This window comes from Pseudomonas sp. Pseusp10, from assembly GCF_059492225.1.
In genome coordinates this window covers 3915082-3936686 of record NZ_CP168528.1, presented here as the reverse complement: position 1 = coordinate 3936686, position 21605 = coordinate 3915082, and the positions used below count along the sequence as shown (strand labels likewise).

At 61.0% G+C, this 21605-nt stretch carries 22 protein-coding genes; 14 read left to right on the top strand and 8 right to left on the bottom strand.

Annotation, left to right across the window (positions count from 1 at the left end):
- Positions 1–85 precede the first annotated feature (85 nt).
- Entirely contained in the window at positions 86–391 is a 306-nt protein-coding gene (locus ACEN8Z_RS17685) for an ElaB/YgaM/YqjD family protein (protein WP_495595075.1), read from the bottom strand.
- A gap of 164 nt (positions 392–555) precedes the next feature.
- Here ACEN8Z_RS17685 and ACEN8Z_RS17680 point away from each other — a divergent pair, with 164 nt between their 5' ends.
- Entirely contained in the window at positions 556–807 is a 252-nt protein-coding gene (locus ACEN8Z_RS17680; protein ID WP_007983592.1) for a hypothetical protein, read from the top strand.
- Here the strand turns inward: ACEN8Z_RS17680 and ACEN8Z_RS17675 are convergent.
- A complete protein-coding gene (locus ACEN8Z_RS17675; RefSeq protein WP_495595074.1) occupies positions 782–1735 on the bottom strand; it encodes a LysR family transcriptional regulator in 954 nt (317 codons plus the stop codon). The two genes, ACEN8Z_RS17680 and ACEN8Z_RS17675, sit on opposite strands and share 26 nt — an antisense overlap.
- A gap of 84 nt (positions 1736–1819) precedes the next feature.
- Between ACEN8Z_RS17675 and ACEN8Z_RS17670 the strand changes: the two genes are divergently transcribed.
- From ACEN8Z_RS17670 to ACEN8Z_RS17645, 6 genes are all read left to right on the top strand, one after another.
- Entirely contained in the window at positions 1820–2743 is a 924-nt protein-coding gene (locus ACEN8Z_RS17670) for a carbon-nitrogen hydrolase family protein (protein ID WP_495595073.1), read from the top strand.
- Positions 2744–2877: 134 nt separating this feature from the next.
- Complete coding sequence (locus ACEN8Z_RS17665) at positions 2878–4542, top strand: AMP-binding protein (protein WP_495595072.1); 1665 nt, start codon at positions 2878–2880, stop codon at positions 4540–4542.
- A 16-nt stretch (positions 4543–4558) separates the two neighbouring features.
- Positions 4559–5320, top strand: a complete 762-nt coding sequence (locus ACEN8Z_RS17660) for an SDR family NAD(P)-dependent oxidoreductase (protein ID WP_495598146.1) — start codon at positions 4559–4561, stop codon at positions 5318–5320.
- A 12-nt stretch (positions 5321–5332) separates the two neighbouring features.
- The gene (locus tag ACEN8Z_RS17655; RefSeq protein WP_495595071.1) at positions 5333–6526 is read left to right on the top strand and encodes an acetyl-CoA C-acyltransferase; all 1194 of its coding nucleotides are present in this window, start codon (positions 5333–5335) and stop codon (positions 6524–6526) included.
- 143 nt (positions 6527–6669) lie between these two features.
- Positions 6670–7797: an acyl-CoA dehydrogenase gene (locus ACEN8Z_RS17650; protein WP_495595070.1), complete on the top strand. Its 1128-nt coding sequence runs from the start codon at positions 6670–6672 to the stop codon at positions 7795–7797.
- A gap of 28 nt (positions 7798–7825) precedes the next feature.
- Positions 7826–8599: an enoyl-CoA hydratase gene (locus ACEN8Z_RS17645; RefSeq protein ID WP_322617059.1), complete on the top strand. Its 774-nt coding sequence runs from the start codon at positions 7826–7828 to the stop codon at positions 8597–8599.
- Positions 8600–8776: 177 nt separating this feature from the next.
- Here ACEN8Z_RS17645 and ACEN8Z_RS17640 read toward each other — a convergent pair whose 3' ends face one another.
- The 3 genes from ACEN8Z_RS17640 to ACEN8Z_RS17630 form a co-directional block, all read right to left on the bottom strand.
- Positions 8777–9928 (bottom strand): acyl-CoA dehydrogenase family protein, encoded by a 1152-nt coding sequence (locus tag ACEN8Z_RS17640; protein WP_495595069.1) that lies wholly within the window; start codon positions 9926–9928, stop codon positions 8777–8779.
- 3 nt (positions 9929–9931) lie between these two features.
- Positions 9932–11038 (bottom strand): enoyl-CoA hydratase/isomerase family protein, encoded by a 1107-nt coding sequence (locus ACEN8Z_RS17635; protein ID WP_495595068.1) that lies wholly within the window; start codon positions 11036–11038, stop codon positions 9932–9934.
- Between the two features lie 164 nt (positions 11039–11202).
- Positions 11203–12096, bottom strand: a complete 894-nt coding sequence (locus ACEN8Z_RS17630) for a LysR family transcriptional regulator (protein ID WP_495595067.1) — start codon at positions 12094–12096, stop codon at positions 11203–11205.
- Between the two features lie 101 nt (positions 12097–12197).
- On the opposite strand from ACEN8Z_RS17630, the gene ACEN8Z_RS17625 reads away from it, so the two are divergent.
- Entirely contained in the window at positions 12198–13289 is a 1092-nt protein-coding gene (locus ACEN8Z_RS17625) for a polyamine ABC transporter substrate-binding protein (protein WP_495595066.1), read from the top strand.
- Positions 13290–13305: 16 nt separating this feature from the next.
- Positions 13306–14265 carry an agmatinase gene (speB, locus tag ACEN8Z_RS17620; protein WP_495595065.1) on the top strand — a complete coding sequence of 320 codons (960 nt, stop codon included), beginning with the start codon at positions 13306–13308 and terminating at the stop codon, positions 14263–14265.
- A gap of 115 nt (positions 14266–14380) precedes the next feature.
- Here speB and ACEN8Z_RS17615 read toward each other — a convergent pair whose 3' ends face one another.
- Positions 14381–15433, bottom strand: a complete 1053-nt coding sequence (locus ACEN8Z_RS17615) for an aldo/keto reductase (RefSeq protein WP_495595064.1) — start codon at positions 15431–15433, stop codon at positions 14381–14383.
- Between the two features lie 159 nt (positions 15434–15592).
- On the opposite strand from ACEN8Z_RS17615, the gene zapE reads away from it, so the two are divergent.
- The 3 genes from zapE (at position 15593) to ACEN8Z_RS17600 (ending at position 17928) form a co-directional block, all read left to right on the top strand.
- Positions 15593–16711: a cell division protein ZapE gene (gene zapE / locus ACEN8Z_RS17610; RefSeq protein WP_495595063.1), complete on the top strand. Its 1119-nt coding sequence runs from the start codon at positions 15593–15595 to the stop codon at positions 16709–16711.
- A gap of 26 nt (positions 16712–16737) precedes the next feature.
- Positions 16738–17319, top strand: a complete 582-nt coding sequence (locus ACEN8Z_RS17605) for a DinB family protein (protein ID WP_495595062.1) — start codon at positions 16738–16740, stop codon at positions 17317–17319.
- 117 nt (positions 17320–17436) lie between these two features.
- Complete coding sequence (locus ACEN8Z_RS17600; protein WP_007994796.1) at positions 17437–17928, top strand: GNAT family N-acetyltransferase; 492 nt, start codon at positions 17437–17439, stop codon at positions 17926–17928.
- 63 nt (positions 17929–17991) lie between these two features.
- Here ACEN8Z_RS17600 and ACEN8Z_RS17595 read toward each other — a convergent pair whose 3' ends face one another.
- On the bottom strand, positions 17992–18201 hold the full coding sequence (locus ACEN8Z_RS17595; protein WP_495595061.1) for a hypothetical protein: 210 nt from the start codon (positions 18199–18201) through the stop codon (positions 17992–17994).
- Positions 18202–18608: 407 nt separating this feature from the next.
- Positions 18609–18791 carry a DUF6026 family protein gene (locus ACEN8Z_RS17590; protein ID WP_495595060.1) on the bottom strand — a complete coding sequence of 61 codons (183 nt, stop codon included), beginning with the start codon at positions 18789–18791 and terminating at the stop codon, positions 18609–18611.
- 272 nt (positions 18792–19063) lie between these two features.
- On the opposite strand from ACEN8Z_RS17590, the gene gnd reads away from it, so the two are divergent.
- Both gnd and zwf read left to right on the top strand, forming a co-directional pair.
- The gene (gnd, locus tag ACEN8Z_RS17585) at positions 19064–20044 is read left to right on the top strand and encodes a phosphogluconate dehydrogenase (NAD(+)-dependent, decarboxylating) (protein ID WP_495595059.1); all 981 of its coding nucleotides are present in this window, start codon (positions 19064–19066) and stop codon (positions 20042–20044) included.
- The gene (gene zwf, locus ACEN8Z_RS17580) at positions 20041–21555 is read left to right on the top strand and encodes a glucose-6-phosphate dehydrogenase (protein ID WP_495595058.1); all 1515 of its coding nucleotides are present in this window, start codon (positions 20041–20043) and stop codon (positions 21553–21555) included. Before gnd ends, zwf begins: the two co-directional genes overlap by 4 nt.
- Positions 21556–21605 lie beyond the last annotated feature (50 nt).

Here is a 21605-nt window from a genome sequence, read left to right as displayed (position 1 = left end):
CGTCAGCCTGTTCAACGCAGATGTCGACTGGACTGCCGCCATCGCGAGCAAGCTCGCTCCCACAGGGTTCAGTGTTTGCCAGTAGTTAGCGACGGCCCAGCAACAACCCCACCACCAGGCCAAACCCGGCGGAAATCGCCACGGTTTGCCATGGATGCCCGCCAATGTAAGTTTCAGTGGCCTCGACCGCGGGCTGGGTGCGGTCGCGTACGCTGCTCACCGAATCCCTGGCCTGCTGGAGTTTCTGGGCGATTTGTCCGCGAAGGGTCTCCGCTTCTTCCCCGACCAGCGAGGCACTGCTTTTCAGCAGCTTTTCCGACTCTTCGATCAGCGATCGCAGCTCGCTGAACGCTTGATCCTTGATTTGATCTTCGGCGGTGTTGCGGGCCATTGAAGTACTCCTTGCAGGTAAGTGGACAGTGACCAATGGAGTCTGCCGTCGTCGGAAAAGTTGCAGCTATTTTGCCCGGGGAGGCCATCTTGCTGAAAAACCGGCGCAGGACATTTCGTCCTACAGTGTAAGATGTCGCCAATTTTACGCAGCAGGAAATTCCCATGAGCTTCAATCTGGCCGACAAACCCCTTGCCGAGCGCGCTGCGCTTGAAGACGAGAAATCCCGTCTGTTCGAACTCTGGCAAAACAACCTGGGCAAAGCCAAGGGCGAGGCCGCGCGGTTGTTCGGCGAACGGGCCAAGCGCAAAGGCAAGTGGGCTGAATGGGTGCGCGCCGAGCTGGACGGCATGTCGCCCCCGGAATTCGCCAACATGGTGCGCAGTGAAGTCAATCGCCTGATGGCGGCCAAGTAGGAGCAGCCTGCGGCAGCTCCTGCGCGAAACACGCAACAATCGCCTCGCGCACTTTCAACACCACCGGGTCGAGCGGGTTGCTGGTGCGCCAGCCCAGTTCGATCGGGTAGCGCGGCAACGCCAAGGGGCAGGGCAGCAGCGCCAGCCCACTGAGCGCCGCGATGCTTCGGGCGGCATGGGCCGGAATGGTCGCTACGGCCGAACTGCCCTTGAGCAAATGGGGCAACGCGGCAAAATGCGTGGTCGAGGCACACACCCGCCGACTCAACCCTAGCGCCGCCAACCCCTCGTCGGTAATACCGATAAAACCGCCGGACGACACCAGAATGTGATCGCGGGCCACAAACTCTTCAAGACTGATGCTCTGCTGGCCCTCGACCAGGCTCGACGGGTCTGCCAGGCACAGATATCCGCCTTCCCCCAGCACCTGGCGGCTGAGCAGCCGCTCGGCAAACCCGCCTGCGGTAATCGCCAGGTCGATGCTGCGTTCCATCAACGCCTGAGCCACGATCTGGCTGTGGGTCTGGCGGAAAATCAGCCGCAGTTTCGGCGCGCAACGGGCGATTTCTTCGATCAGCCGCCGGCCGTAGGCTATTTCGAAATCATCCGACATTCCCACGGTCACCGAGCGTCCTTCGTACTGCCGGGCGGCCGGATCGACCATCGCCAGGCTCTGCCGGCATTTGTTCAAGGCATCGCTGACCACCGGTTTGAGCTGATTGGCCTTGAGTGAGGGGGCCAGGCCTCGTCCGGTACGCACGAACAGCTGATCGCCATACACCTCGCGCAACCGGCGCAAGGCCGCGCTGACCGCCGATTGGGTCACACCCAGACGCAAGGCGGCACGGCTGGCGCTGGACTCTTCGTGCAGCGCTTCGAAGACTTTGAGCAGGTTGAGGTCGATGTCGGTGATATTCATTTGGCTCATATCATTCAGCAGTGAATCGGTCTTTATTGATGATTGCGTGGCGCCGGAGAATGAGCAACACCTGATGCCAATGGAGTCTGTGCAATGCCCAAATCAATCGTTGCTGCCCTGCAGATCGGCGCCTTGCCCGGTGGCAAGGCTGAAACCCTGGAACAGATCCTGTCTTATGAAAACGCGATCATCGAATCCGGCGCCGCGTTGGTGGTGATGCCGGAAGCACTGCTGGGGGGTTATCCCAAAGGCGAGGGCTTTGGCACGCAACTCGGTTATCGGCTGCCGGAAGGGCGCGAAGCCTTTGCGCGCTATTTTGCCAATGCCATCGACGTACCCGGCGCGGAAACCGAGGCGCTGGCGGCGCTGGCCGCACGCACCGGGGCCAATCTGGTGATCGGCGTGATCGAACGGGCAGGCAGCACCTTGTACTGCACCGCGCTGTACTTTGACCCGCAGGCCGGGCTGGTGGCCAAACACCGCAAGCTGATGCCCACGGGCACCGAGCGGCTGATCTGGGGTAAGGGCGATGGTTCGACGCTGCCCGTGATCGACAGCCAGGTCGGGCGCGTCGGCGCGGTGGTGTGCTGGGAAAACATGATGCCGCTGCTGCGCACCGCGATGTACGCCAAGGGCGTGGAGGTGTGGTGCGCGCCGACCGTGGACGAGCGGGACATGTGGCAAGTCAGCATGCGCCACATTGCCCATGAGGGGCGCTGTTTTGTGGTCAGCGCCTGTCAGGTCCAGGCATCGCCCCAGGCCCTGGGCCTGGATATCGCCAACTGGCCGGCGGATCGGCCGTTGATTGCTGGCGGCAGCGTGATTGTTGGTCCCATGGGCGACATTCTCGCCGGACCGTTGCGCGGCAGCGCCGGTTTGCTTACCGCTTCAATCGACACTGACGACCTGGTGCGCGCCCGCTACGACTATGACGTGGTCGGTCACTACGCTCGCCCGGATGTGTTCGAGCTGACCGTGGACGAGCGCGCTAAACCGGGGGTGCGCTTCACTTCCTGATGCCTGGGGGCTTTGGCCAAAGCAGTCAGACAACTTGATAACTTTGACCATTGCCCGCCACCCCAAGCAGAGCGAGTATTTCCCTGTTGTTTACGGTTCCCCCAACCTAACAAAAACACAGAGGGATTCTGGCAATGCGCGATTACTTGTCTGCTACTTCTCAGTTCAATTATCAGCACACCGTCGACGCCGCACTCGCAGGCGATCTGACGGCCCTCAATGCCTGTGTCGAATGCTGTGACCGGCATGCCTTGCCGGGGCGCATCGCGCTGTTCTGGGAGGGCCGCGACGGCACTGGTGCGACATACACCTTCACCGAGTTGCAGGACAAGGCCGCGCGTTTCGCCAATTATCTGCTGGCCCAGGGTGTGAAGAAGGGCGACAAGGTCGCCGGCCTGTTACCACGCAACATCGAATTGTTGATCACCGTATTCGCCACCTGGCGCATCGGTGCCGTGTACCAACCGCTGTTTACCGCGTTCGGCCCCAAAGCCATCGAGCACCGCCTGAGCTGCTCGGGTGCCAAAGTGGTGGTCACCGATGGGGTGAACCGGCCGAAACTCGCCGAAGTCGCCGATTGCCCGACCACGGTTACCGTCACCGGCCCCAAAGGGCAGGGCCTGGTTCGTGGCGACTTCAGTTTCTGGGCTGAACTGGCCAATTATTCCGCCGACTGCGAGCCAGTGCTGCTGACCGGCGAAGATCCGTTCCTGCTGATGTTCACCTCGGGCACCACCGGCCCGTCGAAAGCACTGTCGGTGCCGCTCAAGGCCATCGTTGCGTTCCAGAGCTACACCCGCGACGCAGTGGATCTGCGCCCGGAAGATGCCTTCTGGAACGTCGCCGATCCGGGTTGGGCCTATGGTATTTATTTCGGTGTCACAGGGCCGATGTCCATGGGTCATCCGATCACCTTTTACGACGGCCCGTTCACCCTCGAAAGCACCTGCCGGGTGATCAACAAGTACGGGATTACCAACCTCACCGGTTCGCCGACGGCCTACCGTCTGTTGATTGCCGGTGGCGATGAATTCGCCAGATCCATCAAGGGCAAGCTGCGTATCGTCAGCAGCGCCGGCGAGCCGCTGAACCCGGAAGTGATCCGCTGGTTCGCCGACAACCTCGGTGTGGTCATCCACGACCATTACGGGCAGACCGAACTGGGCATGGTGCTGTGCAACCACCACGGCCTTGAGCACCCGATCCACATGGGCGCCGCCGGCTTTGCCTCGCCGGGCCACCGCATCGTGGTGCTGGATGACGACTACAAGGAGCTGGGTGTCGGCCAGCCTGGCATCCTGGCCATCGACCGCAGTCAATCGCCGATGTGCTGGTTCGCCGGTTACGAAGGCGGGCCGACCAAGGCCTTCGTCGGCAACTATTACCTGAGTGGCGACACCGTCGAGTGGAACCCGGACGGCAGCATCAGCTTCGTCGGTCGCAGTGATGACGTGATTACCACTTCAGGCTACCGGGTCGGTCCGTTCGACGTGGAAAGTGCGTTGATCGAACACCCGGCCGTGGTCGAGGCTGCCGTGGTCGGCAAGCCCGATCCCGAGCGCACCGAACTGGTCAAGGCCTTCGTCGTGCTCAGCCCGCAATACCGCGCAGAACCTGCGTTGGCCGAAGAACTGCGCCAGCACGTGCGCAAGCGTCTGGCGGCGCACTCGTACCCCCGTGAAATCGAATTTGTCAGCGAATTGCCGAAAACCCCAAGCGGCAAATTGCAGCGCTTTATCTTGCGCAACCAGGAAATCGCCAAGGCTCAAGAGGCTGCGGCGAAGAATATTCCAGCTTGAACCCAGGGAAACAATGATGCAGATCGAGAACAAGATTTTTATCGTCACTGGCGGCGCTTCCGGCCTCGGTGCCGCCACCGCCGAGGTACTGGTCGCCGCCGGCGCGAAAGTGATGCTGGTGGACATGAACGCCGAAGCCGTTGCAGCCCAGGCCCAGCGCCTTGGCGCGCACAGCGTGGTGGCGGACATCAGCAACGAAGCGGCGGCCGAGGCAGCCGTGCAGGCGACGGTCAAGGCCTTCGGCGGCCTCAATGGTCTGGTCAACTGCGCCGGCATCGTGCGTGGCGAGAAGATTCTCGGCAAGAACGGTCCACACGCGCTGGCCAGTTTCAGCCAGGTAATCAACGTCAACCTGATTGGCAGCTTCAACATGCTGCGCCTTGCGGCAGCGGCGATTGCGGAGACCGAAGCGGATGCCGATGGCGAGCGCGGCGTGATCATCAACACCGCGTCTGCCGCGGCTTACGACGGTCAGATCGGCCAGGCGGCTTATTCGGCGTCCAAGGGTGCGATTGTCAGCCTCACCTTGCCGGCGGCCCGCGAACTGGCGCGTTTCGGCATCCGTGTCATGACGATTGCCCCCGGCATCTTCGAGACGCCGATGATGGCCGGCATGACCCAGGAAGTCCGCGATTCCCTGGCGGCCGGCGTGCCATTTCCGCCGCGTCTGGGCAAACCAGGCGAGTACGCCGGGCTGGTCAGGCATATTATTGAAAACAGCATGCTCAATGGCGAGGTGATCCGTCTCGACGGTGCCTTGCGCATGGCCGCCAAGTAAGGAGGATTTGTCATGACTATGTCCAACGATCCAATCGTTATCGTCAGCGCCGTCCGTACCCCGATGGGCGGTTTCCAGGGCGATCTGAAAAGCCTGACCGCGCCGCAACTCGGTGCTGCTGCCATCAAGGCCGCGGTTGAACGCGCCGGCGTCACCAGTGATAGCGTCGATGAAGTGCTGTTTGGCTGCGTACTGCCGGCTGGCCTTGGCCAGGCCCCGGCGCGTCAGGCGGCGCTGGGTGCCGGGCTGGATAAATCGACCCGCTGCACCACCCTGAACAAGATGTGTGGTTCCGGCATGGAAGCGACGATTCTGGCCCATGACATGCTGGTGGCTGGTAGCGTCGATGTCGTGGTCGCCGGTGGCATGGAAAGCATGTCCAACGCGCCGTACCTGCTGGACCGCGCCCGTGCTGGCTACCGCATGGGCCATGGCCGGGTGCAGGACTCGATGTTCCTCGACGGCCTCGAAGACGCCTACGACAAGGGCCGCCTGATGGGCACCTTCGCCGAAGACTGCGCCGAAACCAACAGTTTCAGCCGTGAAGCCCAGGACGCGTTCGCCATCGCCTCGACCACCCGCGCACAGCAGGCGATCAAGGACGGCAGCTTCAAGGACGAAATCGTCCCGCTGACCGTGACGGTCGGCAAAGAGCAGGTCGTGATCAGCAATGACGAGCAGCCGCCAAAAGCCAAGCTGGACAAGATCGCTTCGTTGAAGCCGGCATTCCGCGAAGGCGGTACGGTGACCGCGGCCAACTCCAGTTCGATCTCCGACGGTGCGGCGGCATTGGTGCTGATGCGCCAGTCGCAGGCACAGAAACAGGGCCTGAAACCGTTGGCGGTGATTCATGGCCACGCCGCGTTCGCCGATACACCGGGTCTGTTCCCGGTGGCACCGATTGGCGCCATCAAGAAATTGATGAAAAAAACGGGCTGGTCGCTCAATGACGTCGATCTGGTGGAAGTCAACGAAGCCTTCGCCGTGGTCGGCATGGCCGCGATGACTCATCTGGAAATCCCCCACGAGAAACTCAACGTGCACGGCGGTGCTTGCGCCTTGGGTCACCCGATCGGGGCGTCCGGTGCGCGGATTCTCGTGACCCTGCTTTCGGCCCTGCGCCAGAAAGGCCTGAAACGCGGCGTCGCAGCGATTTGCATCGGCGGCGGTGAAGCGACGGCCATGGCTGTGGAATGCCTGTATTAAGACCTACGCAGTTCCTGTAGGAGCGAGCTTGCTCGCGAAGAACGTCAACGATGACGTGGTCTGCCTGGATGAATGTGGCGCTCTCAGGCCCTTCGCGAGCAAGCTCGCTCCTACAGGGGGCAATTGAATTTTAAGGATTCACCATGATCCCCAATGACGACCAACAACAAATCCGCGACATGGCCCGGGACTTTGCCCAGGAACGGCTGAAGCCGTTCGCTGCCGAATGGGATCGCGAGCACCGCTTTCCCAAGGAAGCCATCGGTGAGATGGCCGGGCTGGGCTTCTTCGGCATGCTGGTGCCGGAGCAGTGGGGCGGATGCGACACCGGTTACCTGGCGTACGCCATGGCGCTGGAAGAAATCGCCGCCGGCGATGGAGCCTGCTCGACCATCATGAGCGTGCACAACTCTGTGGGCTGCGTGCCGATCCTCAACTACGGCACGGATGAGCAGAAAGAGCGCTTTCTCAAACCGCTGGCCAGCGGCACGATGCTCGGCGCTTTCGCCCTGACCGAACCCCAGGCCGGTTCCGACGCCAGCGGCCTGAAAACCCGTGCCCGTCTGGAGGGCGATCACTACGTGCTTAACGGCTGCAAGCAGTTCATCACCTCCGGGCGCAATGCCGGGGTGGTGATCGTGTTTGCGGTGACCGATCCGAATGCTGGCAAACGTGGCATCAGCGCGTTTATCGTGCCGACCGATTCGCCGGGCTACACCGTTGCGCGGGTCGAGGACAAGCTCGGCCAGCATGCGTCGGACACCTGCCAGATCCTCTTCGAAGACGTGAAGGTCCCGGTGGCCAACCGTTTGGGCGAGGAGGGCGATGGCTACAGGATTGCCCTGGCCAACCTTGAAGGCGGCCGCGTCGGCATCGCCTCGCAATCGGTGGGCATGGCCCGCGCCGCGTTCGAAGCGGCCCGCGACTACGCCCGTGAACGCGAGAGCTTCGGCAAGCCGATCATCGAGCATCAGGCCGTGGCCTTCCGCCTGGCGGACATGGCCACCCAGATCGCCGTGGCACGGCAAATGGTGCACTACGCCGCCGCCCTGCGTGACAGCGGCAAACCGGCCCTGGTCGAAGCGTCGATGGCCAAGTTGTTCGCCTCGGAAATGGCCGAGAAGGTATGCTCCTCGGCGCTGCAGACCCTCGGCGGCTACGGTTACCTCAACGACTTCCCGCTGGAGCGGATCTACCGCGACGTGCGGGTTTGCCAGATCTACGAAGGCACCAGCGATATTCAGCGCATGGTCATTTCGCGCAATCTATAAGAAGGAGTCCCCTGTGAGCGACAACGAGCTGAGCTACGAAACGATTTTGCTGGAAACCCACGGCCGCGTTGGCCTGATCACCCTCAACCGTCCACAGGCGCTGAACGCCTTGAACGCGCAGATCGTCAGCGAACTGAACCAGGCCCTCGATGGCTTCGAGGCTGACTCGAACATCGGCTGCATTGTCCTGACCGGTTCGAAAAAAGCCTTCGCTGCCGGTGCCGACATCAAGGAAATGGCCGAGCTGACCTATCCGCAGATCTACATCGACGACCTGTTCAGCGACAGCGACCGCGTGGCCAACCGCCGCAAGCCGATCATCGCGGCGGTCAATGGTTTCGCTTTGGGTGGCGGCTGTGAGCTGGCGCTGATGTGCGACTTCATTCTGGCCGGCGACAACGCCAAGTTCGGTCAGCCGGAAATCAACCTCGGCGTGTTGCCGGGCATGGGCGGCACCCAGCGCCTGACCCGCGCCGTGGGCAAGGCCAAGGCCATGGAAATGTGCCTGAGCGGTCGTTTGATCGATGCCGTGGAAGCGGAGCGTTGCGGCATCGTGGCGCGTATCGTGCCGAGCGATGAGCTGCTGGATGAAGCGCTGAAAGTCGCGGCCTTGATCGCCAAAAAATCGTTGCCGATTGCGATGATGGTCAAGGAAAGCGTCAACCGCGCCTTCGAAGTGAGCCTGGCCGAAGGTGTGCGCTTTGAGCGTCGGGTGTTCCATGCGGCGTTTGCGACGCAGGATCAAAAGGAAGGGATGGCGGCGTTTATTGCCAAGCGTGAGGCGGAGTTCGTCGGCAAGTAATGCGGCGTATTTGCTGACCTCATCGCGAGCAAGCTCGCTCCCACATTGGATCTCGGTGTTCATGAGGTCCTTTGTGGGAGCGAGCCTGCTCGCGAAAAACTCAAGGGCACCGGGCTGACTCAGGCGCCCCGCGTCATCGTTGACCTCCATCGCGAGCGAGCTCGCTCCTACAGAGCTTCAGACCAGGTAGTTCTTCAGTTCGCGGGCGATCACCATCCGCTGAATCTCGCTCGACCCTTCGTAGATCTGCGTGATCCGCGCATCCCGGTAATACTTCTCCACCGGATAATCTTCCAGATAGCCATAGCCGCCATGGATCTGAATCGCGGACGAACAGACCTTTTCCGCCATTTCCGAAGCAAACAGCTTGGCTTGTGATGCCTCCGACAGGCAGGGCTTGCCGGCCGTGCGCAGGCGCGCGGCGTGCAGGATCAGCAACCGCGCGGCGTTCAATTGCATGTGCATGTCGGCCAGCAAATTGGCGATGCTCTGGTGTTCATTGATCGTTTTGCCAAACTGCACACGATCACGGGAGTAGGCCAGCGCCGCTTCAAACGCAGCGCGGGCGATGCCCAGCGCCTGGGCGGCGATGCCGATGCGGCCGCCTTCGAGGTTGGACAAGGCGATGGCCAGGCCTTTTCCACGCTCGCCGAGCAGATTGGTTTCAGGAATGGTGCAGTCGTTCAGGGTGACCGCGCAGGTGTCGGAAGCGCGAATACCCATCTTGTGCTCGGTGCGATCAACGATAAAACCTGCAGTGTCGGTCGGAACCAGGAACGCCGAGATGCCACGCTTGCCCAGGTCCGGATCGGTCACGGCAAATACAATTGCCAGCTTGGCGCGCTTGCCGTTGCTGACGAATTGCTTGGCGCCGTTGATCACCCACTGGCCGTCGCGCAGTTCGGCGCGGGTGCGCAGGTTGTGGGCCTCGGAACCGGCCTGGGGTTCGGTCAGGCAGAAGCAGCCGATGGCCTGGCCGCTGGCCAGGTCCGCCAGCCAGGTCTGTTTCTGTTCTTCGCTGCCGTAGTTGAGCACCGGCCCGCAGCCCACGGAGTTGTGGATGCTCATGAAGGCGCCGGTCGCACCGTCGCCGGCGGAAATCTCTTCTACCGCCAGGGCGTAGGCCACGTAGTCGACATAGGTGCCGCCCCATTCCTCAGGCACCACCATGCCGAGCAAGCCCAGTTCGCCCATTTTCGCCACCAGGCCATCGTCGATCCAGCCGGCCTTTTCCCAGGCCTGGGCATGGGGCGCGATTTCGCCACGGGCAAAATCCCGGGCCATGTCGCGGATCATGACTTGCTCTTCGCTCAATTCGATATCGTGCATGGCTCAGCTCTCGCTCTGGTCAAACCCGCTGAAAAAGCTCGCCACGTGTTCGGCGTCCAGCGCCTTGAGGGTTGGCGGGTTCCAGCGTGGTGTTTTGTCTTTGTCGATCAGCAAGGCGCGCACGCCTTCGATCAGGTCGCCGCGCTCGAACCACTGGCGGTCCAGATGCAGCTCAAGGGCGAAACATTGTTCAAGTGGCAGCTCGCGCCCGCGACGCAGCATTTCCAGGGTGACGCCCATGGCCAGTGGCGAGCGGGTTTCCAGCAGGTCGGCGGTGGTGACGGCCCACTCATGGCTGTCGGCGACCGTGACCTGACGCAGTTGCTCCACAATACTCGGCACATCGGGTTGGGCGAAGAAGTGGTCGATGGCCGGGCGCAGTGCACTCAATGGAGCGTCAGGCAATTGCTGGACGGCGAGTGTTGCCAGCAGGCCTTGCAGGTCCTTGAGCGGCGTGTCGTGCCATTCGAGCTGGTCAAGATTCTCGTCCAGGACGCCCAGCTTGTCGCTTTCCAGGTACCAGTCGGCCAGGCCGCAATACAGCGCATCGGCGGCACGAATCTGCACGCCGCTGACGCCGAGATAAATCCCCAGTTCACCGGGGATGCGCGACAGGAAGTAGCTGCCGCCGACGTCGGGGAAATAACCGATGCCGACTTCGGGCATCGCCAGACGGCTTTTCTCGGTGACCACGCGCAAGTCTGCGCCTTGCACCAGACCCATGCCGCCGCCGAGGACAAAACCGTCCATCAGGGCCAGCACCGGTTTACGGTAATGATGGATCGCGAGGTCGAGGGCGTATTCCTCGACGAAGAAATCTTCATGCAGGGTGTCGCCGCTTTTGAAGCTGTCATACAGCGAGCGAATGTCGCCGCCAGCGCAGAAGGCTTTTTCGCCGGCACCGCGCAGGACCACCGCATGGACTTGCGAATCCTGGGCCCAGGCGTCGAGCTGGCGGTGCAGGTTGCGCACCATGTCCAGGGTCAGGGCATTGAGGCCGGCGGGGCGGTTGAGGGTCAGATGACCGATGTGGTTGCGCACCTCGGCCAGCACTTCGTTTTGCATGGCATCCATGGACAGCGGCCCATTCGATGAAACCTGAGCAGTCATCACTAACTCCCTGCTTTTATTGTTCTTTATCGAGATGCTCGCGCGCGAGCGATGGCGGATCGTAACAGTGCAAATTTGCCTTGTACAACCCGGATAAGTGCAGGTTATCTGTGCATTTTTGCATGTCTATGACCGGCACGGTTTCAGCGTAGACCAAGGCGTATTCAGGCAAACGCCGCGAGCAAATCCTCTTCGAATGCCTTTTGCGCATCGCCGGCCACCTGTGCCCGGTGCCGGGCCAGATGAAACGCGACATCGAAACTCATGTCGCTGCGACGCACGGCCCTGAGCAAGCCTTTTTCTTCCCAGCCACGGGCGAAGTGGCTGGGCAAATAACCGACATGCTTGCCGGAAAGGATGAAGGCGAGGGTGCCTTCGACCTGTTCCGAACGCGCCGAACACCGCTTGCCCTGAAAGGGTTCGTCGCTGCGCAGGAAACGGTAGGGGTGATCGACCCGGTCGCAGGCCTGGAGATCCTGATCGTCCGGGTCCGCGTTGGTGAACAGCGGATGGCCCGGGGCGCAATACAGGTGCTGGGTTTCTATGAACAATTGGCGGTAGTCAAAGGCGCTTTGCACTTGTGAGAAATAACCGATGGCGAGGTCCAGCCGCTGTTGCAGCAGCAAGCGTTCCATCTCGCCGGGCATGGCGCTGATCAGTTCGATACGCACCGACTCGTCCCGCTCTCGGAAGCGCCGGATCGCTTCGGCCACCCGTTGCAGCACCGATTGATCCAGGGCTTCGGACAGACCCAGGCGCACTTCGCCGATCAAGCGTCCGGCCACGCCGTTGGATTGATGGCGGAACGCTTCGATGGACTGGAACAGCCCGCGGGTGGCGCTGAGCAATTGCTCGCCCTTGGGAGTGATCCTGAATCCGCCCTTGCCGCGACTGCACAAGCGATAGCCAAGACGGGTTTCCAGCTTGGCCATTTGCTGGCTGATGCTCGACTGGCTCAATCCCAACTCGCCCTGGGCTGCGCTGAACCCGCCGCACTCCACCACGCTGACAAACAGACGCAACAATTGCAGATCCAGATCATGCAGTTGGCCGAGCATCAAACATTACTCCGTCATAAAGTCAGGTTAATTAACTTGATATTTCACCAATGTATCCGACGACGCATCCTGCAACCACTTCCTCTGGTCAGGTGTTCGTCATGGCTCCCATGTTCAAGCTGTGTTTACCCGCGCTGTTCCTTGCCATGGCCGCATCGGCCCAGGCCGAAGACAAGGTGGTCAACCTGTACAGTTGGGCCGATTACGTCGCCCCCGAAACCCTGCAACGGTTCGAGCAGGAAACCGGCATCCATGTACGCTACGACACCTTTGATTCTTCGGAAGTGCTGGAGACCAAGTTGCTCACCGGCGGCAGTGGTTATGACGTGGTGGTGCCGTCCTCCAGTGTGCTGGCCCGGGGCCTTGCCGCCGGGGCGTTGAAGCCGATCCCCCACGAGGGCCTCAAGGGTTACGCCAACCTCGATCCGGACTTGCTGGAAAAACTCGCCGCTGTCGATCCGGGCAACCGCTACGGCGTGCCTTATACCTGGGGCACATTAGGGCTGGGCATGAACGTCGAGGCGGTGAAGCAGCGCTTGCCGGATGTGCCACTCAACAGTCTGGATATGCTGTTCAAGCCCGAGTACGCGAGCAAGTTGAAGGATTGCGGCATCGCCATTCTCGACTCGCCCCAGGAAGTGATCGGGCTGGCGCTGCACTACCTGGGTAAAGATCCCTACAGCACCGACAAGAACGATCTGTCAGCCGCCGAGGCGTTGCTGCATCAGTTACAGCCGAATGTGCTGTACGTCGCCACCGGACGGCAGATCAGCGACCTGGCCAATGGCAGCGTTTGTCTGGCATTGACCTACAACGGTGACGCGAGCATGGCCGCCGATCAGGCGCGCAAAGCCAACAAACCCTATGAAATTGCCTACCGGATTCCCAAGGAAGGCACCCTCGTCTGGCAGGACAACCTGGCCATTCCCAAGGACGCGCCGCACCCCGAAGCCGCCCGCGCCTTTATCGAGTTCATGTTGCGCCCCGAGTCCGTAGCGGCACTGACCAATACGTTGTTCTTCGCCACGGCGAACCAGGCCGCCACGCCGCTGGTGGATGAAGCGGTGCGCACCGACCCGGACATCTACCCGCTGGCTGACGTGCGCGAACGGCTGTATGCCGACCGCAGCATGAACCTCAAGGACATGCGTCAGCGCACCCGTCTGTGGACCACTTTCCGTAGCCGCCAATAATAAAAAGGAGTCTTCAATGGACGTCCCGATGCAGAACGATCAAGCCCTTACCCGTGACAGCCTTTACGGCACGGCCGCCGAAAGCACCTACGCCGGCATTACCAGTTTCATGCGTCGCCGCTACAGTCGTGACCTGCGTGGTGTTGATGTGGCTGTCAGTGGCGTGCCGTTCGACACCGCCACCAGCAACCGCCCCGGCGCACGCTTCGGACCACGGGGCATTCGTGCCGCCTCGGCCGGGATTGCCTGGGAACGGCACTGGCCGTGGACGTTCGACCCGTTCGACCATCTGGCGGTGATCGACTATGGCGATTGCGATTTCGACTACGGTTCGCCGCAGTCGACGCCCGAAATGATTGAGGCTCACGCCGAGCACATCCTCAATGCCGGCGCTGCGATGCTGACGTTCGGCGGCGATCACTTCATCACCTATCCGCTGCTCAAGGCCCATGCGCGCAAGCACGGGGCGTTGTCGCTGATCCACTTCGACGCCCACAGCGACACCTGGCCGGACGAAGAGGGCAAGCGCATCGACCACGGCACCATGTTCTGGCACGCGGCCAGGGAAGGGCTGGTCGACCCGTCGCGCTCGGTGCAAATCGGTTTGCGCACCACCAATGACGATCATCAGGGCTTTCAAGTGCTGGACGCACGGCAAGTGCATCGCCGTGGCTGCGAAGCGATTGTCGAGGCGATTCGCGCGCGGGTCGGCGATAACCCGGTGTACCTGACGTTCGACATCGATTGCCTTGATCCGGCATTCGCTCCGGGTACCGGAACACCGGTGTGCGGCGGCTTGAGCACGGTGCAGGCGCTGGAGATTCTCGGTGGATTACGCGGGATCAATCTGGTGGGCATGGACGTGGTGGAAGTGGCTCCGGCCTATGACAGTGCGGAGATCACCTCACTGGCGGCGGCGACGTTGGCGATGGAGATGTTGTGTCTGTATGCGGCCAGACACAAGGTCGATCGGTAAACGCTGAGCCCCTGTGGGAGCGAGCTTGCTCGCGATAGCGGTCTTGCATCCAACATCTCTGTTGGCTGACAGGGCCTCATCGCGAGCAGGCTCGCTCCTACAGTTTTGATGGGTGTCAGGCGACGGGACCGATCGGCAGATCGAGGACCCGGCCACCGCTAAACCGCGCGAACGAGCCGGCAATGGATTCGTGCGGCACACCTTTGGCCACGTCACTGACGCCATCGAGTCGTGCCAGTTGCCCGGCACTCAACTGCACATCCAGCGCCCCCAATGTCGCGTCCAGTTGCTCACGGGTCCGGGAACCGAGGATCGGAATCAGCGCCGTGGACGAGCGCTTGGCCTTTTCCCGCAGCCAGGCGATGGCCACGTGGGTCGGGCTGGCGTCCAGTTCTGCGGCGACATCGATCAAGGTGTCGAGCAGGGCGGTTTCGCGGGCGCTCTTTTCGGCGTGAATCAGCACGCCGAGCTTGTTCGCGCGATTGTCGCCTGCACTGTTGCGATATTTACCGGTGAGGAAGCCGCCACCCAGCGGCGACCACAAGGTCGCAGCCAGGCCCAGGGCTTCGGCCATCGGCAGTTGTTCACGTTCGGCGGTGCGCTCGGCGAGGCTGTACTCGACCTGGATCGCGGCAATTGGCGCAAAACCGCGCACCTCGGCCAGCAGGTCGGCACGGGCGATGCGCCACGCGGGGAAGTTCGACAGCCCGGCATAATGAATCTTGCCGGCACTGACCAGATCGTCGAAGCCGCGCAGGATCTCGTCCATGGGCGTGACGCCGTCGCTCATATGAGCCCAGAACAGGTCGATATGCTCGGTTTTCAGGCGTTTAAGGCTTTCTTCGACAGCGCGCACCATGTTCTTGCGGCTGTTACCAGTGTGGGAAATGCCGGCCGCCGGTGTAGTCCCCAGGGTGTATTTGGTGGCGATGACCAGGCTATCCCGTTCTGCAGCGATGAATTCGCTGAGCATGGCCTCGGACTGTCCGCCCTGATAGCCATTGGCGGTATCGATGAAGTTGCCGCCGGCTTCCAGGTAGCCATCGAAAATGCGCCTGGCTTCGTCTCGCTCGGCGCCATGGCCCCAACCGGTACCGAAATTGCCGGCACCCAGCGCCAGTTCGGAAACACGCAAGCCGGTTTTACGACCGAAAACTTTGTAATGCATGGGATGACTCCAGAGGGATGGCGACAGGGTTTAATAGATTACTAACAACATATATTAAATATGATGCTAGTAATTTAATGCGTCAAGGCGCTTTTCCTTCCTGCACAAAACTGCCGATCACTGGTCGCGTTCTCCTTGCGCAATGGCATACTGCCGCCCATGACTATCGAATCCCCCTTGAGCGCCTGGCAGCACGCCATCGAACACAAGGGCTTCGTCCAGGACGAGGCTCAGGAACATGCCGTGTGGGCGCTGCAAAAATGCCACGAAGCGCTGCACGAAGGCCGCTCGCACATTTGTGGCGTGTACCTGTGGGGGCCGGTCGGGCGGGGCAAAACCTGGTTGATGGACCAGTTTTACCAAAGCCTGCGAGTACCGGCGCGGCGCCAGCACTTTCACCACTTCATGGGCTGGGTGCACCAGCGCTCGTTTCAACTGACCGGCACCGCCGATCCGCTCAAGGCGCTGGCCCGTGAATTGGCCGAAGAGGTTCGCGTGCTGTGTTTCGACGAGCTGTTCGTCAATGACATCGGCGACGCGATCATTCTCGGGCGGCTGTTCCAGGTGATGTTCGAACAGGGTGTAGTGGTGGTTTGCACGTCCAATCTGCCGCCGGATCAGTTGTACGCCGACGGATTCAATCGCGACCGTTTCATGCCCGCCATCACGGCGATCAAGCAACACATGCAGGTAATTGCGATAGATGGCGGGGAAGACCATCGCCTGCATCCGGGTGCCGGTTTGCAACGCTACTGGGTAGCCGAGCCCGGCCAGTCCGGCGCATTGGGTGAGGTGTTCGCGGGGTTGACTGTGGATCAGCCGGTATCGAACGGGTCGGTCAAGGTCGGTTACCGCGCCCTTGAGGTGGTCAAGACCAGCCCGACTGTGCTCTGGACCCGTTACGCCGCGCTGTGCGAGCAACCCTTCGCGGCCATGGATTTCATCGCCCTGTGCGATACCTACAGCGCTATCCTGTTGAGTGACGTGCCCAACCTCAGCGCGCAAAAACGCGCCGGACGCATCGCCCGTGGCACCGAGGACGGTGTCGAACGGGTGGAAGCGGGGGATCGCGAGCTGCCGCAGTTGTCGGTGCATGACGACGGTGTGCGACGGTTCATTGCCCTGGTGGACGAGTGCTACGACCGCAAGGTGCCGCTGTACCTTGAGGCACAAGTGCCGATGGCAGCGCTATATACCGAGGGTTATCTGGAATTCCCGTTCCGCCGCACCCTCAGTCGATTGCAGGAAATGCAACTGCAACGGTTTGCCGAAGTTTGATCGGGATTTGATCGGGAGCAGCGAACATGAATCAGCCCCTGTCGCACCACCTGCTGACCATGGCTTATCAGAATGCCTGGGCCAACCACCGACTGGCCAAGGCCTGGAGGCAGTTGAGCTCGCAGGAGTTGATCGCCGCACGGGTCAGCTTCTTCCCCAGCATCCGTGCGACCCTCAACCACATCCTCACCTGCGACTGGTTTTATGTGGATGCCCTGGAGCGCGAAATGCGCGGCGACGATCCGCATCCCGATTGCCGGGTGTTTTTCAAGGAAGACGAACCCTGCCTCATCGCGTCGGATCTCGTTCGTGAACAGGCCCATGTCGACCGTCGATTGATCGCTTACTGCGAGCAACTGCGCGACGCCAGCCTCGGCAAAATCGTGACCATCGCCCGCGACACGCCGCAACACGACAGCCGTTTGCGCCTGCTGTCCCATTTGTTTGAACACCAGATCCATCACCGCGGCCAGGTTCACGCCATGCTCAGCGGCACCTCGGTCAAGCCACCGCAACTCGACGAATTTTTCTGCGCCGGTGAGTCGCACTTGCGAGCCAAGGACTTTGCCGAACTGGGATGGACGGAAGCATTGATCTGGGGCGCTTGAGCGCCAAAGATTTCCTCGTTTGCGATTGTCGATACCACGGTGCTCGCGCTATGGTCTGCCGGCACTTCAGCGTGAAATACATGCTGGGGGCTACTTCATGTGTGATCGAGGATGGAAATGGACTCCGCAGAAATTCTTGTGCTTCAGGCCAGTTACACCAATCCGGTGCATGCCGAGGCTATTTGCCTGGTGTTGAACCACTACGCCGAGGACCCGATGGGGGGTGGCCAGCCGTTACCGGCCGATGTGCTTGAACAACTCCCGGCAGAGCTTGCCAGGCGTCCCCACGCCTTCAGTGTGCTGGCCTTTGTCGGTGGCGAGCCTGCCGGGCTGGTCAATTGCTTCGAAGGGTTCTCCACCTTTGCCTGCCGGCCGTTGGTCAATGTGCACGATGTGGCGGTGGTGAAAAAATTTCGCGGTTTGGGCTTGAGCCAGAAGATGCTGCAAAAGGTCGAGGACATCGCCCGTCAGCGTGGCTGCTGCAAACTCACCCTGGAAGTGCTGGAAGGCAATGCCGTGGCGCAGGGCTCTTATGAAAAAGCCGGTTTCGCCGCCGGCATGTTCGACCCTGCCCATGGACGGATGCTGTTCTGGACCAAGAGCCTCTGACTCAACAGGCAAAAAAAGGGCGTCCATCAGGACGCCCGACAGTCTTCTCTGACCCTGGCTGGATCATTTCGGTCTGTAGGTTTCAGTCATTTGTGCGGTTTGATCGTCCGGAACCCGCAGCTCGGTGCTTTGGATGGGGGGGCCCAGGGCTTGTTGTTGGGCCAGTCGCAGACTTTCGTAGTAGTAGCGCATGCGTTCGGCTCCGCCTTCGGCAAAAGCGCTGCTTGCGCCCAAGGCCATCAGGCCGGCGAGGATCAATGCGGTGCGTTTCATGGTTTGCCTCCCACCACAGATGTCGGATGCCTTTCGTCCATGAATCAATGAAGCAGTGTCGAAATGGCATTATCCGCCGATTCGGTTAAATGGGAATTAACTTCACCCTGTAGCAGCTGCCGAGCCTGCGAGGCTGCGTTCGGCTGCGAAGCAGTCGTGAGTCCAGCTGACGCGGCCTGCCTGACATACCGCAATGACTGATTTTACGACTGCTATGCAGCCGAACGCAGCCTCGCGGGCTCGGCAGCTGCTACAAAGGGTTTCGCGGTTGAAATTGCTCAACTGAACGACCGCGAGCGCGAGTAATTATCGTGAAACAACTGTGAAAATTATTTGAGTTGCCAAGGGTGGCAGGGCGTGAGCCGTTGCGGAAGCAGTGCAGACTGCTCCCGCTTGAAAGGAGGAGGTCAGGCGAGTGGGGCGCGTTGCGTCACAGCCAGGGGCTGCGTCTGACCGGCTTGCAGCAGTAGCCGCAAATGCGCCAGCTCCTGTTTCAATTGATCGCGTTCGTCCTTCAACTGACGCAATTCATCGCGACGGATAGTGACGTAAAGGGTTTGTGCTGGCAGTGCGGTGTGTACTGTGCCCATTGCTCACCTCGCAAATGGCGTGTCTCAACTGTAGGTCCGCCTCGAAATCAACGGCTGATCTACTATCGGCGCCAATTTTGATTTCTTTTGCCCCCGAAGGGAACTTTTTTATTTTTCATTGTCGTTGTGTCTTCGGTTTGATTACCGACGTTATCCATCAGGATCGGGCACAATGCCCGGAAACTTCGTGCCAACGCTCTGGACTAACCTCATGAGTCGCGTTGGGCTATAACCTTTGACACACTTTTATTTGTAGTAGGGAGCATCAGCACATGCAACTCGGGATTATTGGACTGGGCCGCATGGGCGGCAATATTGCGCGGCGCCTGATGCTCAATGGGCACACCACCGTTGTTTACGATCGCAATACCGCCTTTGTCGAAGCCTTGTCCGCTGAGGGCTCCACTGGCGTCACCGATCTGCCAGCGCTGGTCGCTGGCCTGGCCAAGCCGCGTGCAGTGTGGGTCATGCTGCCGGCCGGCGCGCCGACCGAAGAAACCATCGACACCCTGAGCACCTTGCTCGAACCCGGCGACACCATCATCGACGGCGGCAACACCTTCTATAAGGACGACATCCGCCGGGCGAAAATCCTGTCGGAAAAAGGCCTGCATTACATCGACGTCGGTACGTCCGGTGGCGTCTGGGGCCTGGAGCGTGGTTACTGCATGATGATCGGCGGCGATGCCGGGACCGTTAAGCGCCTCGACCCGCTGTTCGCAACCCTGGCCCCCGGAATGGGCGACATCCCGCGCACCAAGGACCGCAAGTCCGACGACGATCGTGCCGAGCGTGGCTATATTCACGCAGGTCCCGCTGGCGCCGGGCATTTCGTGAAGATGATCCACAACGGCATCGAATACGGAATGATGCAGGCCTTCGCCGAAGGCTTCGACATTCTGCAAACCAAAAATAGCGAGAGCCTGCCGCAAGACCAGCGTTTCGACCTGAACGTGGCGGACATTGCCGAAGTCTGGCGTCGTGGCAGCGTGGTGTCGTCGTGGTTGCTTGACCTGACAGCCGACGCCCTGGCCAGCGATCCGAAACTCGACGGTTTCTCCGGGTCCGTGGCCGACAGTGGTGAAGGTCGCTGGACCATCGAAGCCGCCATGGAGCAAGCGGTGCCGGTACCGGTGCTGTCGAACTCGCTGTTCTCCCGCTACCGTTCGCGTGGGCAAGGCACCTTTGGCGACAAGATTCTCTCGGCTCAGCGCTTCGGCTTCGGCGGCCACGTGGAGACCTCGAAAAAATGACCCATGTGATCCGCAGGAAATCCAAGGCTGAGCCCGCTCCACCGACGACGTTGTTTCTGTTTGGCGCCCACGGTGACCTGGTCAAGCGTCTGTTGGTACCGGCGCTGTATAACCTCAAGCGCAATGGGTTACTCGGGGATGGACTGCGGATCATCGGCGTTGACCACAACGCCATCAGCGATGAAGGCTTTGCGCAAAAGCTCGAAGACTTCATTCGAAACGAGATGGCTGGCAAGGGTGATCACACCCTTGATCCAGCGGTCTGGTCCAGACTCGCCAAAGGCATCAGCTACGTCCAGGGCGATTTCCTGGACGACAGCACTTATCAAGCGCTGGCGGCGAAAATCGCCGACAGCGGAACCGGCAATGCGGTGTTCTACCTGGCCACCGCACCGCGTTTCTTCAGTGAAGTGGCACGCCGTCTCGGTGCCGCCGGCTTGCTGGAGGAAACCCCCGAGGCGTTCAGAAGGGTCGTGATCGAAAAGCCCTTCGGCTCTGACCTGCAAACGGCCGAAGCCTTGAACGCTTGCCTGCTCAAGGTAATGACGGAAAAGCAGATCTACCGGATCGATCATTATCTGGGCAAGGAAACCGTGCAGAACATTCTGGTCAGCCGTTTTTCCAACAGCCTGTTCGAAGCGTTCTGGAACAATCACTACATTGATCACGTGCAGATCACCGCCGCCGAAACCGTCGGCGTGGAAACCCGTGGCAGTTTTTACGAGCACACCGGCGCGCTGCGGGACATGGTGCCCAATCACCTGTTCCAGTTGCTGGCGATGGTGGCGATGGAGCCTCCCGCCGCGTTTGGCGCCGATGCGGTGCGCGGCGAGAAAGCCAAGGTCGTCGGTGCGATCAGACCCTGGACGGTCGAGGAGGCCCGCGCCAATTCGGTGCGTGGCCAATACGCCGCGGGTGAGATCGACGGCAAGGCACTGCCGGGCTATCGCCAGGAAGACAAGGTCGCAGCCGACAGCAATACCGAAACCTATGTGGCCCTCAAGGTCATGATCGATAACTGGCGCTGGGTCGGTGTGCCGTTCTACCTGCGTACCGGCAAGCGTATGAGTGTGCGTGACACCGAGATCGTGATCTGTTTCAAGCCGGCGCCCTATGCGCAATTCCGCGATACCGAGGTCGATGAGTTGCAGCCGACCTATTTGCGCATTCAGATCCAGCCCAACGAAGGCATGTGGTTCGACCTGTTGGCCAAACGGCCCGGTCAGGCCCTGAAGATGGACAACATCGAGCTGGGGTTTGCCTACAAGGACTTCTTCGAGATGCAGCCGTCCACCGGCTACGAAACCCTGATCTACGATTGCCTGACGGGCGATCAGACGTTGTTCCAGCGCGCCGACAACATCGAAAACGGCTGGCGCGCCGTGCAGCCGTTCTTGGATGCCTGGCAGCAGGATTCCAGCGTGCAGAGCTATGCCGCCGGGGAAAACGGCCCCAAGGCCGGCGAAGAATTGCTGACCCGCGACGGTCGTGTCTGGCATCGCCTCGGATAACACGAATCTCCTGTGGGAGCGAGCTTGCTCCGGGCGGCGTTCCGACGATA